Consider the following 16,217-nt stretch of genomic DNA (forward strand, 5'->3'; position numbering starts at 1 on the left):
TTAAAAATAAGTTAAAATTCATCATCTAAATCAAAGCTATCGTCATCTTCAAAACGATCTTCAGCTTTATCTATGTCATGCATGACTTTTACAAAGAAGCGAAGTTTGCGGACATCATCACGTGCCTCAGCCCAATCTTCCTCTTCAAAATCAATTTTGAATTCGCGGACTAAACCATCAATCCATTGTTGAACGTCTAATTTGAGTGATTGTAATTCATCTGCTGAACGTGCTTCATCAAGTTGTTCACGGATTTCTAAGGCAGACTGGAGAAATTCAAAATCATTGATGGATTGATCAAGATGATAATCTTGTTTTTTTAATCCTAATAAATATCCTGCACGGCTATCAACCTGAGATAAAACTTTGAATGCTTGATTGATCTCACTTGATTTTATGAGGGCTTGATCTTTATCGAGAGCTTTATCTGGGTGATATTGTTGCTGCAACTTTAAAAATTCTGATTTTAAGGTTGCTAAATCAATATCGAGTGCTACTGGGAGGTTAAACAACTCAAAATGATTCATAGGAGAGGGATTCCGCGCTAAATTGGGGGTCATTGCGAAAGCAAAAACACTCTATGTAAATGCAATTAAAACAGTGTGATACACACTGTTTTAATGTTGAAAAGCAAGTTAATGAACTGTTATACGGTGAAAGATTCACCACAGCCACATTCGCCTTTTTTGTTTGGGTTGTTAAACTCAAAGCCTTCGTTTAAACCATTTTTCACGTAGTCCATCTCCATACCATCGAGATAAACCAAGCTTTTTGGGTCTACAAATACTTTCACCCCAAACTGCTCAAAGGTGGTGTCATGTGCATCAATTGAATCGACAAATTCAAGCACATAAGCCAAACCAGAACAGCCTGAAGTTTTCACGCCAACGCGAATACCTTCACCCTTACCGCGATTTTTTAAATAATTGCTGATATGAGTTGCAGCATTTTCAGTTAAGTTGATCATGAAAACTCCCTAATCTTTCTTTAAAATGCGAAGCAATTAAGCTTTAGATTTTTTGCTGCGGTAGTCTTCAACAGCAGCTTTAATAGCATCTTCAGCCAGTACAGAACAGTGTACTTTTACTGGAGGAAGCGCAAGTTCAGTTGCGATATCAATGTTTTTGATCGCTTGAGCTTGATCTAAAGTTTTGCCTTTTAGCCATTCAGTCACTAAAGAGCTTGATGCAATAGCAGAGCCACAACCATAAGTTTTGAAACGTGCTTCTTCAATCACACCGTTGTCATCTACTTGGATCTGTAAACGCATAACGTCGCCACATGCAGGTGCTCCGACCATACCTGTACCTACGTTTTCAGCATTTTTGTCTAATACACCTACATTACGAGGGTTTTCGTAATGGTCAATTACTTTTTCGCTATAAGCCATGATGCGTCTCCAAACCTCGGGGTCAGCGTTAATATTAAATATGGGGTCAAAACTTGATTTTTCAATGAAGTCATCCAGTATGTGGATGACTTCAATGGGAAAAATTAGTGTTCAGCCCACTCAACTGTAGAAAGGTCGATACCGTCTTTGTACATGTCCCAAAGTGGAGAAAGTTCACGAAGTTTCTCAACCGCAGAACGCGTCACTGTAAGTACATGGTCAATGTCTGCTTCAGTGGTGTATTTACCAAAACTGAAACGAATTGAACTGTGCGCAAGTTCGTCAGACAAACCTAGTGCACGTAATACATAAGAAGGTTCTAATGTTGCTGAAGTACAAGCTGAACCCGAAGATACAGCAGCGTCTTTCAACGACATCATTAACGATTCACCTTCAACAAAGTTGAAACTTACGTTTAAGTAGTTTGCAACGTTTTGTGTTGGGTGGCCGTTTAAGAAAATTTGTTCTAAGTCTTGTAAGCCATTCCAAAGCTTGTCACGAAGTACGCGAATGCGTGCTTGTTCAGAAGCTAAGTTTTTACCTGCAAGTTCAAATGCTTCACCCATACCAACGATTTGGTGTGTTGCAAGTGTACCAGAACGCATACCGCGTTCATGACCGCCACCATGCATTTGCGCTTTTAAACGAACACGTGGAGTACGACGTACATAGAGTGCGCCAATACCTTTAGGGCCATAAATTTTATGAGCAGAGAAGCTCATGAGGTCAACTTTCATAGTTGAAAGGTCAATTTCAACTTTACCTGCAGCTTGCGCCGCATCGACATGGAAGAAGATCTTGTGTGCACGAGTAATTTCACCAATTGCGGCAACATCAGTCACAGTGCCAATTTCGTTGTTCACCATCATAAGTGAAACAAGAATAGTGTCTGGACGAATAGCTGCTTCAACCATTTCAGGGGTAATTAAACCCGTGTTTGGAAGTGGCTCAAGGTAAGTGATTTCAAAACCTTCAGACTCAAGCTCACGGCAAGTGTCTAAAATAGCTTTGTGTTCAATTTTACTTGTAATAATGTGCTTGCCTTTAGACGCATAGAATTGTGCTACGCCTTTAAGAGCTAAGTTATCTGATTCAGTCGCACCAGAAGTCCAAACGATTTCGCGTGGATCTGCTTTGATCAAGTTCGCAACTTGTTCACGTGCATATTCTACTTTTTCTTCTGCCTGCCAACCGTAAGCATGAGAACGAGATGCTGGGTTGCCAAATGTGCCGTCAAATGTCAGACATTCCATCATGCGTTCAGCGACTTGCGGGTCTACAGGAGTTGTTGCTGCATAATCAAGATAAATTGGACGTTTCATGTCAAATACCTGTTACCGATAAAAGGGCTGAATCTGAAGGTGCTGTGTTTTGGCGAATGGCAACTTTTTGAACGTTGTCACGTGCTACAAGGTCAGCAAGAGTGATTTTAGCGAGATAGTCGGCAATGTGATGGGAGAGTTCTTGCCATAAATCGTGAGTTAAGCACATTGCGCCATTTTGGCAGTTGCCTTTATGGTCACAGCGAGTGGCATCAACTGTTTCGTTTACAGCTTCAATAACTGCTAATACTGTAATTTCATCAGCGCGACGAGCTAAGTGGTAACCACCGTTGGCACCACGAATACTAGAAACTAAGCCGTGGCGCTTTAATTTCGCAAATAACTGTTCAAGATAAGCAACAGAGATAGTTTGACGAGCTGCAATTTCTGCAAGCGTGATCGTTTGTTCAGTTGGCTGCAAAGCTAAATCAAGTAGAGCAGTCACTGCGTAGCGTCCGCGAGTTGTTAAGCGCATGATTCGATACACATGATTAGACTAGATGTGCCGATTTTAAGAATCCTGACTAAAATAGTCAAGTTTTTTTAATAGGGATTGTGCGTATTTAATTTGCTTGAAATATTATGTAGTTATGCAAGCCAAATATTATATACCAATAAGCTAATCAAAAGTATAGAAAACACAAAAAATGTGACATTTATACGTTTTTGACGTTGCTCGATACGGCGAATACGATTTTTGTATTGTTTCACTTCAACCTGTAGAGTGTTGATTTTAGAACGTTGTTCTTCAATTTTCTCTAAAAGTGGTGCAATACGCTTTTTGGATGCAACCACATTTTGCGGATCAGTTGGTTCAGTTAACCAGTTTTTCCAATCGGCAAGAACTTTAGGTGCACTAAAATGTAAAATTAAATCTCGGAACTCATCTTTTAAGGTGATGTCACCATCAATACGCATGGTTTTAATACTACGACGGTTTCCAAAGACGAAAATTTTAATTAAATCCATCAATGTGGTGCGTACATCTAAGTCGACTGGTTTTTCGGGTGCTTTGGCGTCAAATAAAACACCTTGAGTGGTAAAGGTGATATAGAAGTCAAAATAAGGCAGGTAGCTATTTATTTTAATCGCAATATTTTGCTCAACAAACTTTTTAGAATGAAGTGCAACCACGCGGTCGTGTTTTAAAATAAGAGAAAAGATCGTCTCAAGAACAATCATCACCATAGTGAGTAGCATATGTGTTTGATTGTGTTCTTTTTGAGAATCACTCATAAGTAGTAACCTAAATCCTGACCTGAAATGAGCATCCTGCTCGCAAAAACTTCAGACTTAAAAATAAAAATGTAATAAAGATGCTTTGTAGAACAGTTTTACAAATCGATCAAGTCTAATATTTGCTAGTATAGTGCAATCTATAAGATTTTTTGGATGTTTTTGCACATAAATCATGCAGGAGATGGTGCTAATGGAAAAAGCAGATATAGAGTTGGATGATATTTCGCCAGAAGATGAAACACTAAAAAAAACAAAAACTAAGCATCATTTTCACCGTAAAAATAGTTTGGATTTTAGAAAGTATACCAAGCAAATCTGGTTAGCGGGTTTGGGTGCTTTTTCACGTGCAGAGGAAGAAGGGAATAAATTATTTGACTCCTTGGTCCAAGTCGGCGAAGAGTTAGAATCTAAAACCACTGAAATTGCTGACCAAACGGTTGAAAAGGTATCTGAGAAAGCGCGTGAATCGGTGACGGATACTAAAGACAAGGTTGAGAAGATTGTAGATCGCGGGGTAAATCACTCCTTAAACCGGATTGGATTGGTCACGGTGAAAGATATTCAGTACTTAGAAAACCTGATTCTTCAACTTAATGATAAAATCGATGTTTTGATTGAAGAAAATAAGAAGTTAAACGAAAAAGTGAATAAAAAGTGATCTGGTTGTGCTTTTGTACCTTTTTCAACGTTTTTTTGTGATTTATTTTCCAAAAAAGCATATACAGAGTATTGCGTTTTCACCTAAAGCATTGCTATAAAGGCGTTACGGTAATTTATACTAAATTTTTGGACCTTAAATAAACGATATTAAGAGGACGCGATCCACATGAATAAATCAGAATTAATTGATGCAATTGCAGAGAAAGGGGGATTGTCTAAGACTGATGCTGGTAAGGCCTTAGACGCTACAATTGCTTCAATCACTGAAGCGCTTAAGTCTGGTGATACAGTTACACTTGTTGGTTTTGGTACTTTCAATGTGAAAGAACGTGCTGCACGTACTGGCCGTAACCCACAAACTGGTGCTACTTTAGAAATTAAAGCAAGCAAAGTACCAAGCTTCAAAGCTGGTAAAGGTTTAAAAGATTCAGTTGCTTAATCTTTTAAATAAATACTAAACGCGCCTTTTCGGCGCGTTTTTTATTAAACATTAGAAAATGTGTCGATAACACATTCATTCATTGCTGCTTTTCAGTTAAAATCTCGGGCAAATAAAATATTGGAATACTTATGGAATCTTTTCGTAAAGTTATTAAGGGTTGGTTGGGCAAGGCTTTGCTCATTTTGTTTTTGACCCCTTTAGCACTTGTAGGTATTGAAGGATATTTTAGTAGCGGATCAAAAGACGCTGTGAAATCAGTCAATGGCCAAGATATTTCTGAAAAGGAATTAGAGACCTTAACCGCTTCCTTTAAAGAACAATTCTTAGCTTATGCCAATGGGGATGAAACTTTACTGAACCAAAGCTTTATCAAAGATAAAGCGATGGACCAACTGATCGCAAATACTTTGTTATTGCAACAGGCTGAAAAGCTGGGCATTTCACTTAGTGATACTCAAATTGAACAGATGATTGCTCAACAGCCAAGTTTTCAAGAAAATGGAAAATTTTCAGAAACGCGTTATTCAAGCTATTTGCAGTCTGTGGGTATGAGTAGTGATGCGCTCGTTGCAAACTTACGTCAAGACCATGCATTAAAAATGATGCGTTCGACTTTTGTTGATTATGCATTGGTGAGTAAACTAGATATTCAACAAATCGCTAACTTACAAACAGAACAGCGTACTGTGCAGTTTGCCAATGTAAATCTTGATGAATATAAAAAGAACGTCAAGGTTTCAGCACAAGAGATTGAAAACTATTACAAGCAACACCCAACCATGTTTAAACAAGTGGCAAGTGTAGATGTTGACTATGTGTTGTTAACACCAGCCAATGTGCCGGCTGCTGCTTCACCTGTTACAGATGCGGAGTTGCAGCAAGCCTATACACAGTTTGTTGAAGCACAAAAAGATAATGTTGCGCCTTTGGTTAAACATATTCTGATTACAACGGATGCACGTACAGATGCTGAAGCAAAAAAACGTGCAGAAGAAGTTGTTGCAAAAATTAAAGCAGGCACAAGCTTTGCTGCAGCTGCGGCTCAATACTCTGAAGATACTGCATCTAAAGCGAATGGTGGTGCTTTAGCCGTTTATAACAAAGGCACTTTTGGTGATGCTTTTGACCAAGCTGTAGCATCGCTTAAATCGGGTCAAGTGTCAGTGCCTGTAAAAACTGAATTTGGTTACCATGTCATTGAAACTGATGCACCAGCTGTGAAGTTGCCATCTTTTGAAAATGAAAAAGCACGTTTGACTGAGGAAGTTCAGAAGAATAAAACAGCCAATGCATTCTCTGATACTGTAAACAGTTTAAATGAACTGGTTGTAGACTCAGATGCTTTAGACGTGGTGTCTCAAGAAGTTAAAGGTGTACAAGTTCAAACTGTAAAAGGCATGACCTTATCTACACAGCATCCTGTATTAAGTAATGCCGCGGTAAAAGTGAAACTGTTTAATGATGACGTTAAAAACGGTGATCGTAACGCGACCAGCAGCATTCAACTTCCGAATGGGGATGTGGTTTGGGCAAAAGTACGTGATTATCATGCGGCAGGTGTCCAAACTCTTCAAGAAGCAACACCACGTGTGAAAGCAAAATTGGTTGAACAAAAAGCTTATGATGCTGCTAAAGCCAAAATTGCTCAAAGTTTAAAAGACTTTAAAACTCAACCAGCAGCATCAGTTGTTGCCAAGAGTGGCTTAGCCTTTACTGCACCGCAAGTGTTTATTCGTTCACAAGGTTTACCGCGTGCAGTTGAGCGTGCGGCGTTTAGCCAAGCGGCACCAAAAGCAGGACAGTGGTCTGTAACAACAGCATTATTGCCAACAGAAATGGTGGTGGTCGCGGTATCAAACGTAAACAAGACGACGTCTAGTGCATTGACGGATGAGCAGTTGGCTGAGCTTTCGAAGTTATATCAACAACTTCGTGGTCAGCAAGAAGCTGAAGATTATGTGCAATACTTAAAAGCACATGCGAAAATTAAATAATCGCACGCTATAAAAAAACCTGCATTCGTGCAGGTTTTTTTATGTATAGAGATAGTCAAATTCTACTTAAGGGTAAGTAGCTTTAGGCACGGATTTTGAGCTCATAACCTGAATATTTACGAATATTAATCACACCCGTATCTAAAATCAGGTACTGACCTTTAATCCCTTGTAACTTACCGCGAATAACTGGGGTTTTATCCAGATTGTGGGATTTAATTTTCTCAGGATATTGCTCAACTGGATAAACAAACTCGCGTGGCAGTTCAGTTTCCAAAAGGTCAACTGTTTCATTGAATTCAAGATTTTGACTAAATTCCTCACGAATGGTTTGGATTTTAGGTGCAAATTCTTCGATGAGTTGTTCGCGAACTTCAATCAAGTCGAGTGGTTCAGCTTCGCCTTTGAGTAATTTGCGCCAATCGGTTTTGTCTGCCACTTGTGTGCCAAACATAATTTCGAGCTGGCCTGAAAGACGGCGCGAACCGACTTTCATAATTGGAAGGGCTTGGGTTGCACCTTGATCGAGCCAACGGGTTGGCATTTGGCTAATCCTTGTAATCCCAACTTTTAGGGCACTTGAGTTGGCTAAATAAACAATATGAGGCTGAAAGCAAACTTCATGCGCGAAGCTGTCTTCTCGGCAGGTGCCTAAGTGGTAGTGACAGGTTTCAGGTTTCATGATGCACATGTCACAAGAGGCTTTGGTTTTAAAGCACTTGAAGCAATGGCCTTGTGAAAACGATTTAGATGTTTTAGCACCACATGAAACACAGAAGATTTTACCAGTCCATTCTATCTCGATTTCTTGACCCAAGTTAAAAGGAAGGTCAACTTCTGAACGATCTAGGATAAATTTATATTCAACATTTGCCTTGTGTGTATGTTGATCAGTTACACTAAGGTCCTTAAGACCTGCATGCATTTTATGGCAAATGCCTTGAAGTTCCATACAGAATTACTCACTCAATATTAAGGATGCGGTTATGGCTGAACTGAACGTCATTACTTCTATGCTAGACGATTTATCTCAAGAACAGCCTATTTCAACTGCATTGTGCATTGGGCAGGATCTCAGCCCAAATCATCATCAATCTATTCAATGGCAATATTTTAGCGTATCTGACTTTTTAAGTCTGCCTTTTACCCAGCGCTATGATTTAGGTTTTGTGCTTTTTGATACGGCAGAAATGCAAAATATAAGCTCACAACAAAAATCACAACTATTGGTGCGTTTAAGAGATTTGATGGCAAAGCGTATTGTGGTGGTGAGTCAATTGCAGGATGAACAACTACTTCGTGCTTTAGGTTTTACTCAACTAATCGATAAAACGACGCATGGTAAAGACTTTGCTTTATGGCAATTTAATATTTTGACCTATAAGCATGTGCCTGACTGGTTTAATTCAAAGTTTTGGGCGAATCCTGAAAACTGGAATAAATTCCGTTGGTGATTTGACTGCGACTGTATTTTTCCATTCATAGCAAAAATTAACAATTTATTTCTATAGGGTTTTTTTAAACATCGTATGCTGTTTAAAAAACCTAGAAAGGATAAAGTGATGACGAACCTGAATAATATTATAGAAATTTTAGCAAAGCAGGCCATGGGCGGTCAGCAACAGTCAAACCAACAAAGTGGTTTGGGTGGAATTTTGGGTTCGGTGCTTGGACAACTCGGGGCGGGTGGTACAGGCCAAACACAACAGGGTGGTCTGGGCGATATTTTAGGTTCGGTGTTGGGCGGTTTGACTGGTGGACAGTCACAACAGATGCCAAACTCGCAGAACTCAGGATTTGCAGGCGGTGGGAAAAGTTTATTGATTGCGGTATTGCCTTTGATTTTGGCATGGATTCAACAGCAAGGTGGTTTGCAAGCAGCTTTAGATAAACTCAAAGGACAGGGTTTAAGCAGTCAGGTCGAGGACTGGGTTTCAACAGGGCCAGGAGAAAATGCCAGTGTAAATCCAGAGCAAGTGCAAAACTTGTTTGATGATGCCGCGGTGGAGCAAGTTGCAGAGCAAGCGAATGCACCTAAACAAGATGTATATAGTGCTATTTCACAAGTATTACCGCAAATTATTGATTCACTCACCCCGCAAGCAGGACAAACCAATCCTCAAGAAGCCAACGCGGATATCCAACAGGTATTGAACTTGGTTTCGGGTTTTTTAAAACGCTAAATTCACAATAAAAAAGCCATCCTAGAATGGCTTTTTTATTACTTGAAATTCTAGATTAAAAAACACGCCGAAGCGTGTTTTTTAATTTTTAGGGGAGCGCTAACTTAGAAGTCGTAACGCATTCCTAGAGAAAGACCAAGACTGTTTTCACCCGCTACACCGCTTACGCTGTTTGTACGGCCTTCTTTCCAAGGGGTTAGGTTTGATTTGTCATCATTAATAACCGTTGCCAAGTTACCGTATAAACGAACTGCTTTGTCTAGGCGGTGCTCAAGGCCAACAGCGAGTAATGTTGAGTTTGCATCATCTGCATCGACATCACGGTAGAATACTTCACCACGTACTAAAGTTTTTGGAGCAAACTTGTATTCACCCGCTACACCAAAGACTTGTGCATCAGGAGTAACTGTAGAGTTGTCATGTTGTAGGAATTGGTACATGCCACCTAAGTTAAAGTCAGGGGTGATTTTGTATGCGCCAGCGATACGGAAACCATCACGCTCACCGCTAGTTGCTTCTTCTTCATAGTGTTCGTATGCAGCAGCGAAGTCGACGTTACCTTCTTTATAGGTTAAAGCTAAGTCATAAGCTTTATCTTTGTCTTTAGCACCATCTTTTGTTGCATCTGGGCTATTTGCTTCATGTAAAGAAAGTGCACCTAATACATTGAAGCCATTACCAAATTTAGGTGATTTATATTCGATAGTATTTGCATTACGCTCATCAAACTTCAAGTTACCTACACGTGTTACGTTACGTACGTCACCAACCATGTCGCCAAAGAAGTTGATTGGACCGCGTGCAGCCTTGAATGGGCTGTCAAAACGACCCACACGTGCTTGACCGAAGTCACCTTTTAAGCCTACAAAAGTATCTCGTGTTGCAAACTCAAGGTCGCTATTTGATGAACCGCTTGCGAAATTGATTTCTTGTTCAATTTGGCCGAATACAGTCATGCCATTTTCAAGCTCTTGTTCAGCCTTGAAGCCTAAGCGTGAAGAGTTTGAAGAGATTCCAACTTCGTTATAGTCAGCGCCATCATCTAGATAGTCTAAAGAAACATGCGCACGGCCATAAATTTTTACGTCAGCAGCCATCGCTAAAGCTGGTGTAAGTAAAGTTGCCCCAACTGCTAATGCGCAAAGTGTTTTTTTCATGTGTAGCTCCAAGAAAGACTTTTTGTTGATTCGTCTATAAAAGGTTATTCAGTCGTCTTTTTATTCATCAGACTTCTGTCTCTTGGCGCTCATTATTGATTACAAATAAGTCATTAATATTAAGGGAATATTACAAAAATATTAAACAAGTCAATGTCAAATGCATTTCCGCGATAAATTGTTAAGCTTGATTTTGAGAACTTAGATTATTGATCTTATTTATTTTTAGACCTAAAAAAGGAGCCGAAGCTCCTTGATTGAATGGATGGAATTACAAAGCAGCGCGAATTTTTTCTGCTTGTGCTTTGATTTTTTCTTGATCACCCATTTGCAACGCATGCTTACCTAGCTCATGTACCGAACTCGGAATGAGGTGGAAATGTACATGGGGAACGGTTTGCCCAGCAGCAGCTCCAGACAGTTGCATGAGGACAATGCCTTGGGCATCCAAACCGACTTCAATGGCTTTTGCTACTTTTTGTACCACTTGAATGGTGTAGGCAGCAGCATCGGCAGGGAGGTCGAGTAAAGTTACTGCAGGTGTTTTGGGTATGACTAAAGTATGACCGTCTGCTTGAGGCATAATATCCATGAATGCAAGAACTTGGTCATCTTCATATACTTTAATGGCTGGAAGTTCACCACGTAAAATTCGTGCAAAAATGTTTTGCTCATCGTAAGCCATGTCTATTCCTTAAGTTTCGCTTAAACTGATTTACTTACAGTTTAATTCTTTTTGACGTTCTTTAATCGCGTCAAGACGTTGTTGCTCTTTTTCAGAGAATTTCGGTTTAGTGGTGTAGCAATTATCATTGCCAAATTTTGCTTTCGCTTCAGGGTCCTTAAAACAGAAACCTTTAGATGCATAAATGACATCATGATCATCTTTTAATTTTTGACACTCTTGCTCAGGTGATGCCGCAAAACTTTGCGCCCCGATTAATGTTGCAAGACTGGCAAAAACCGCTACAGTCAACTTTTTCATGAGAATTTCCTCAGTTTGTAACATTGTATGTAGTCACACTATTACTTTATAGGGGTTTGTTCTGTTTATTCAATGGTGAGTTCTTACTCAATTGTAATTTTACTTCATAATTGCTGCATATAATACATAAAATTTATATATATCAATAGCTTTTAAGATGGTGGATAGAAATGGATATTTAAGTTTTTTATGTAATTTAGTCTATTTTTTACAACTTTTCTTAGGCTCTAATATTTTTAGATTTCATTGAGAGGGCCACAGTGCTTCGGTGCGTCAGCTTTTTTAACCTTTAATATTCGCCTCATCTCAAATTCTATTTCAGGAATTTTTTACGATTAGCAATGAGTTTTTTTAAGTTATTCATTATTGGAGAGCTGAGTATGCTAAGGCTATTAGAACAGACGCCGATTTTAGATTATTACCATCCATCGATTCAAAATTTGATTGAACAGCGCAAATGGAGAGATCTTGATGAAGTTAATAAGGTGAGGAATATTTATAACTTTGTTCGTGATGAAGTTCAATTTGGCTATAACACGGGAGATACGATACAGGCATCTCAAGTCTTAAGCGACGGTTATGGTCAGTGTAATACCAAAGCAACGTTATTGATGGCGTTACTCCGAGCGGTGGTTGAAGCCACTCGGATACATGGGTTTACCATCGATAAAGCCTTACAAAAAGGTGCAATCAAAGGCATTTGGTATAAGTTATCGCCCAAGAATATTTTGCATAGTTGGGTCGAAGTTCATGTGAATGGACAATGGTATATTTTGGAGGGTGTAATTCTTGATCGACTTTATCTAGAAAAATTACAAAGTATAAATAAGCATCAAACAAAAATTTTTTGTGGTTTTGGGGTATTTACCGAGAACTTTGAAAATCCACCTATCGATTGGAATTTGAATGATACTTTTATCCAAGACAAGGGGATTAATCAAGATTTCGGTTTATTTGCTAGCCCAGATGATTTTTATAATATGCACCAACAAGAACTTAGTCCGATACAACGTATGGCTTTTAAATATGTAGTCAGACACTTAATGAATAAAAATGTCAATAAAATTAGAAATATACAAAAAGCCTCTTTATGAGGCTTTTTGTTCGGCCATCGGAATAGCTTAACTTATGATTAAAGTTAAAGTATGACTGACTATGATAAGCATTACTCTAAAGTAATTTTGCTCCATGACTCATATAGTTTAACTGCTGAAGAAAAATCGCTGTCTGCTTCAGATAAATCACTAGCAGTTTGAATTAAACTTTGAGCCAGTCCAATCACAGGTGCGGATAGTTTTGCTTCGCGGACTAAATCAACGGCAATGCCCGTATCTTTTGCTAATAGAGGGAGTGCAAAAGTAAGCGGGAAGCTGCGGTTGAGAATGCGCTGTGGTAAAACAGTTTCAGTTACGCCACTTTTACCACTAGACGCATTAATGCAATCTAATGCTTCGTTTAAGTTTACGCCATGGGCTTTTAGGGTGGTAAACCCTTCGGCAACAGCACAGAGGTTCACAGCCAAAAGCATATTGTTTACGGCTTTAACTGCAAAACCAGCACCCGATTCGCCCACGTGTTTAATCAGTTTACCAAACGCTTGAATGGCTGGTAATGCGCGTTCAAAAGCAGCTGTATCACCACCGATCATAACCGTAAGGGTTGCATTATCAGCGCCAATAGTTTGACCACTCACAGGTGCATCTAAAAAGTCCACACCATGTTGTTTAAGTTGTTCAGCTACTTTTTTTGCAGAAGAGGGTACACCGCTGGTGCAATCGACCCAAATACTGCCTGCTTTAAGCTCAACTTGCGCAAGTAAGTCTTCAATATCTTGACTGGTTGGAAGGCAAGAGAAGACTACATCGGCCTGAACGGCTTGCGCAAGTTCCACTGCCTGCGTGCCATAGGCTTCTGCATGTTGTTTTGCTTTATCAAAATTGCGATTCCATACCCACACGTGTTCAAAGTGTTTAGGTAAGTGTGATGCCATGCGATAACCCATGGCGCCTAGACCGATAAATGCAACTGACTGAATCATGTCAAACCTTAGTATTTAAATTTTACTTGAACGTTCACTTAACCACTGAGCCAGTTGTGGCCAAAATTCATCGGCACTACGCTTACTCGACATCAGTCCTAAATGTCCCCCTGGGATAAGAGTAAACGTGACATCGGTGCTACTTGTCAATTGGGTTAATGGTTGAGCTGCCTCTGCTGTAACAAGTTGGTCTGTTGTGCCCGCAGCCACAAGCAATGAGCACTGTATATTTTTTAAAGCAATGCTTTTCTCATTTAATGTGATTAGTCCAGTTTTGAGTGGATTACGCAGCCAAACATTAAAAAGCATGTCTTGATTGATGCCTCCGGGATAATCAATCATACGATTGAGAAAACCGCCGATGGTGGCATGTTCATACAAGGCTTCATGGTCATCTAAATTAAGCAGTAGATTCTTATGACTTTGAAACCAGCCGATAGGATCAATGATTTTAAAACCAAAAGTATTTAACCCTCCAGAGGTATGAAGCAGACGCTTCGGTATTTTGCCCTGATAAATTTGTTGTTGTAATGCTTTGCTTTTTGAAATGATTCGATTGAGATATGCAAAGAACTGGCCATTTCGCCCAGATTTATAACTGTCTATTGGACTCCCTAAAACCATTAAATTTTTCACAAAATTGGGTTGATGTAAGGCGGTATACAAGGTCACGAAAATGCCAGCCATACTCCAGCCATGCAGGGAAATTTGCTCGCTATCACTATGTTTTAAAATGCTTTGTATACAGAGTGGAATATAATGATCAATAAACGTCAGAAAGTTAAAATGACGGTTATGAATATTTAATTTCCCCCAATCAATCACATATACGGCAAAGCCTTGCTGTTGGAAGTACTTCACCAGCGAGCGATAAGGATAAAGGTCGTAAATAGACATATTGATGGCTAGCGGGACCACAAAAACTAAGGGTTCTTTATATTTACGCACTTCAGGCGCGTAATAGCGAATTTGGGTCAGATCAAATGTTTCAATCACTTCATAAGCCGTGCTTTGCGACAAAATGAGTGACTTTCCATTAAAAATGCGCGTAGAAAGATTCTTTAATTTATTTTGATGTATTGAAATTTTAGTTTTTAAAGCGTGCATATAGGTCTTAGATCTCAAATAAGCAGAAAGTTTGATCGAAGTCTAATCAATATTCGCGTATTTTACCTTGACCTTAAATAGCCTAGACGCTCAAAATGTTGGCAATTCTTTACAAAGGCAGTCTGTCGACTGAACCAGAGCCATGAGCCTACAAGACGAATTTGAATACCAATTAGATACCTTAGCCATTCGTACTGGGCATACGCGTAGTTTCGAGGGAGAACATGGCGAACCTATCTTTCTAACTTCATCATTTGTCTATGAAAATGCAGCAGAGGCCGCAGCAAAATTTTCAGGTCAAGAGCCAGGGAACATCTACTCGCGTTTTACCAACCCAACTGTTGCAATGTTTGAAAAACGCCTTGCAGCTTTAGAAGGTGCAGAACGTGCAGTGGCAACCAGTTCGGGTATGGCCGCAATTATGGCCGTGGCAATGTCATTTTTAAAACTGGGCGATCATGTGATTTGTTCACGTGCGGTATTTGGTTCGACCGTATCTTTGTTTGAAAAATATGTGGCTAAGTTTGGTGTAACTGTCGACTTTGTCGATTTAACAGATTTAGATGCATGGAAAAATGCCGTTAAGCCTGAAACTAAATTGCTCTTTGTTGAGTCTCCGTCGAATCCTTTGGCTGAAGTGGCAGACGTTCAAGCACTTGCTGATATCGCACATGCCAATGGCGCACTTTTAGCGATTGATAATAGTTTCTGTACACCCGTTTTGCAGCGTCCAATTGAGTTTGGTGCGGACTTGGTGATTTATTCAGCGACGAAGTATTTGGACGGTCAAGGTCGTGCTCTTGGTGGTGCAGTAGTGGGTAGTTATAAACTACTCGAAGAAGTATTTGGTTATGTGCGTACTACAGGGCCTTCAATGAGTCCTTTCAATGCATGGGTATTCTTAAAAGGCTTAGAGACTCTACGTTTACGTATGCGTGAGCATTCAGCAAGTGCGCAAAAGCTAGCAGAATTCTTAAATACACACCCGAAAGTCGAAAAAGTGTATTACGCAGGTTTACCAGAGCATATTGGGCATGATCTTGCAGCGAAGCAACAAACAGGCTTTGGTGGGATCGTTTCTTTTGAAGTGAAAGGCGAGCGCGAAGGGGCATGGACTGTTATTGACAATACTCAGTTTATTTCAATTACAGGTAACTTGGGCGATGCCAAATCGACCATTACCCATCCTGCAACGACTACCCATGGCAAACTTTCACCAGAAGCGAAACAAGCCGCAGGAATTCGTGAAGGTTTAATTCGTGTTTCTGTTGGTTTAGAAGATATTGATGATATTATTCGCGATATCACACGTGGTTTAGACTTAATCTAATTTTTTAATTTTATGTTCGGAGATTTTAATGAACATTAATATGTTAATGCAGCAAGCTCAACGCATGCAAAAAGACATGGAAAGCAACATTAAAAAAGCCAAAGAAGAGCTTGCGCAAACTGAAGTGCATGCTGAAGCTGGTGGTGGTTTGGTTAAAGTGACGATGACTTGCCGCAATGTGGTAAAACGTATCGAAATCAATCCTGAATTATTGCAAGATGATGCAGATATGATTGAAGACTTAATTGCTGCGGCAATGAATGATGCTGCACGTCAGGCCGAAGTAATCACTGAAGAGCGGATGAAAGCTGCGAACTCAGGTGCAGGCTTACCACCGGGTCTTGCTGGTTTATTCTAATTAAGGAATACG

20 protein-coding genes are annotated in these 16,217 nt (G+C 39.7%); 8 read left to right on the forward strand and 12 right to left on the reverse strand.

From position 1 onward, the window contains the following. Window positions 1-11 precede the first annotated feature (11 nt). From hscB to HYI04_RS02755, 6 genes are all read right to left on the reverse strand, one after another. Complete coding sequence (gene hscB / locus HYI04_RS02730; protein WP_004697004.1) at window positions 12-527, reverse strand: Fe-S protein assembly co-chaperone HscB; 516 nt, start codon at window positions 525-527, stop codon at window positions 12-14. Between the two features lie 119 nt (window positions 528-646). Further along, the gene (iscA, locus tag HYI04_RS02735; protein ID WP_004697006.1) at window positions 647-967 is read right to left on the reverse strand and encodes an iron-sulfur cluster assembly protein IscA; all 321 of its coding nucleotides are present in this window, start codon (window positions 965-967) and stop codon (window positions 647-649) included. A gap of 36 nt (window positions 968-1,003) precedes the next feature. Then, entirely contained in the window at window positions 1,004-1,390 is a 387-nt protein-coding gene (gene iscU / locus HYI04_RS02740) for a Fe-S cluster assembly scaffold IscU (protein WP_004697007.1), read from the reverse strand. A gap of 104 nt (window positions 1,391-1,494) precedes the next feature. Next, on the reverse strand, window positions 1,495-2,712 hold the full coding sequence (locus tag HYI04_RS02745; RefSeq protein ID WP_058869682.1) for an IscS subfamily cysteine desulfurase: 1,218 nt from the start codon (window positions 2,710-2,712) through the stop codon (window positions 1,495-1,497). Between the two features lies 1 nt (window position 2,713). After that, window positions 2,714-3,187, reverse strand: coding sequence for an Rrf2 family transcriptional regulator (locus tag HYI04_RS02750; RefSeq protein WP_004697011.1), 474 nt, complete (start codon window positions 3,185-3,187; stop codon window positions 2,714-2,716). Between the two features lie 113 nt (window positions 3,188-3,300). Continuing rightward, window positions 3,301-3,948 (reverse strand): hypothetical protein, encoded by a 648-nt coding sequence (locus HYI04_RS02755; RefSeq protein WP_010326788.1) that lies wholly within the window; start codon window positions 3,946-3,948, stop codon window positions 3,301-3,303. A 193-nt stretch (window positions 3,949-4,141) separates the two neighbouring features. Here HYI04_RS02755 and HYI04_RS02760 point away from each other — a divergent pair, with 193 nt between their 5' ends. The 3 genes from HYI04_RS02760 to HYI04_RS02770 all read left to right on the forward strand — a co-directional run bounded on the left by HYI04_RS02760 (window position 4,142) and on the right by HYI04_RS02770 (window position 7,047). After that, window positions 4,142-4,609 carry a phasin family protein gene (locus HYI04_RS02760; protein WP_010326787.1) on the forward strand — a complete coding sequence of 156 codons (468 nt, stop codon included), beginning with the start codon at window positions 4,142-4,144 and terminating at the stop codon, window positions 4,607-4,609. 168 nt (window positions 4,610-4,777) lie between these two features. After that, entirely contained in the window at window positions 4,778-5,050 is a 273-nt protein-coding gene (locus HYI04_RS02765; protein ID WP_004697018.1) for an HU family DNA-binding protein, read from the forward strand. A 131-nt stretch (window positions 5,051-5,181) separates the two neighbouring features. After that, window positions 5,182-7,047: a SurA N-terminal domain-containing protein gene (locus tag HYI04_RS02770; RefSeq protein WP_010326786.1), complete on the forward strand. Its 1,866-nt coding sequence runs from the start codon at window positions 5,182-5,184 to the stop codon at window positions 7,045-7,047. Between the two features lie 82 nt (window positions 7,048-7,129). Here HYI04_RS02770 and HYI04_RS02775 read toward each other — a convergent pair whose 3' ends face one another. Next, window positions 7,130-7,999, reverse strand: a complete 870-nt coding sequence (locus HYI04_RS02775; protein WP_010326785.1) for a DUF2797 domain-containing protein — start codon at window positions 7,997-7,999, stop codon at window positions 7,130-7,132. A gap of 34 nt (window positions 8,000-8,033) precedes the next feature. On the opposite strand from HYI04_RS02775, the gene HYI04_RS02780 reads away from it, so the two are divergent. Beyond that, window positions 8,034-8,501: a DUF6231 family protein gene (locus HYI04_RS02780; RefSeq protein ID WP_004697025.1), complete on the forward strand. Its 468-nt coding sequence runs from the start codon at window positions 8,034-8,036 to the stop codon at window positions 8,499-8,501. 108 nt (window positions 8,502-8,609) lie between these two features. Continuing rightward, on the forward strand, window positions 8,610-9,230 hold the full coding sequence (locus tag HYI04_RS02785) for a YidB family protein (protein ID WP_010326784.1): 621 nt from the start codon (window positions 8,610-8,612) through the stop codon (window positions 9,228-9,230). A 104-nt stretch (window positions 9,231-9,334) separates the two neighbouring features. Here the strand turns inward: HYI04_RS02785 and HYI04_RS02790 are convergent, their stop codons facing one another. From HYI04_RS02790 to HYI04_RS02800, 3 genes are all read right to left on the reverse strand, one after another. After that, window positions 9,335-10,387: a porin gene (locus HYI04_RS02790; RefSeq protein ID WP_010326783.1), complete on the reverse strand. Its 1,053-nt coding sequence runs from the start codon at window positions 10,385-10,387 to the stop codon at window positions 9,335-9,337. 271 nt (window positions 10,388-10,658) lie between these two features. Beyond that, on the reverse strand, window positions 10,659-11,072 hold the full coding sequence (locus HYI04_RS02795; protein ID WP_004697031.1) for an HIT family protein: 414 nt from the start codon (window positions 11,070-11,072) through the stop codon (window positions 10,659-10,661). 30 nt (window positions 11,073-11,102) lie between these two features. Then, window positions 11,103-11,372, reverse strand: coding sequence for a YARHG domain-containing protein (locus tag HYI04_RS02800; protein ID WP_004697032.1), 270 nt, complete (start codon window positions 11,370-11,372; stop codon window positions 11,103-11,105). Between the two features lie 380 nt (window positions 11,373-11,752). On the opposite strand from HYI04_RS02800, the gene HYI04_RS02805 reads away from it, so the two are divergent. Next, complete coding sequence (locus tag HYI04_RS02805; RefSeq protein ID WP_029575034.1) at window positions 11,753-12,466, forward strand: transglutaminase family protein; 714 nt, start codon at window positions 11,753-11,755, stop codon at window positions 12,464-12,466. Between the two features lie 71 nt (window positions 12,467-12,537). On the opposite strand, the gene HYI04_RS02810 is transcribed toward HYI04_RS02805, so the two are convergent. Both HYI04_RS02810 and HYI04_RS02815 read right to left on the reverse strand, forming a co-directional pair. Next, window positions 12,538-13,410: an NAD(P)-dependent oxidoreductase gene (locus HYI04_RS02810; RefSeq protein WP_010326781.1), complete on the reverse strand. Its 873-nt coding sequence runs from the start codon at window positions 13,408-13,410 to the stop codon at window positions 12,538-12,540. Between the two features lie 15 nt (window positions 13,411-13,425). Next, a complete protein-coding gene (locus tag HYI04_RS02815) occupies window positions 13,426-14,517 on the reverse strand; it encodes an alpha/beta fold hydrolase (RefSeq protein ID WP_010326780.1) in 1,092 nt (363 codons plus the stop codon). A gap of 142 nt (window positions 14,518-14,659) precedes the next feature. Here HYI04_RS02815 and HYI04_RS02820 point away from each other — a divergent pair, with 142 nt between their 5' ends. Together HYI04_RS02820 and HYI04_RS02825 are read left to right on the forward strand one after the other, a co-directional pair. Continuing rightward, window positions 14,660-15,847: an O-succinylhomoserine sulfhydrylase gene (locus HYI04_RS02820; RefSeq protein WP_178895822.1), complete on the forward strand. Its 1,188-nt coding sequence runs from the start codon at window positions 14,660-14,662 to the stop codon at window positions 15,845-15,847. 28 nt (window positions 15,848-15,875) lie between these two features. Continuing rightward, the gene (locus HYI04_RS02825; RefSeq protein ID WP_004697049.1) at window positions 15,876-16,205 is read left to right on the forward strand and encodes a YbaB/EbfC family nucleoid-associated protein; all 330 of its coding nucleotides are present in this window, start codon (window positions 15,876-15,878) and stop codon (window positions 16,203-16,205) included. Window positions 16,206-16,217 lie beyond the last annotated feature (12 nt).

Source organism: Acinetobacter sp. SwsAc2 (assembly GCF_013391465.1).
Lineage (GTDB): Bacteria > Pseudomonadota > Gammaproteobacteria > Pseudomonadales > Moraxellaceae > Acinetobacter > Acinetobacter johnsonii.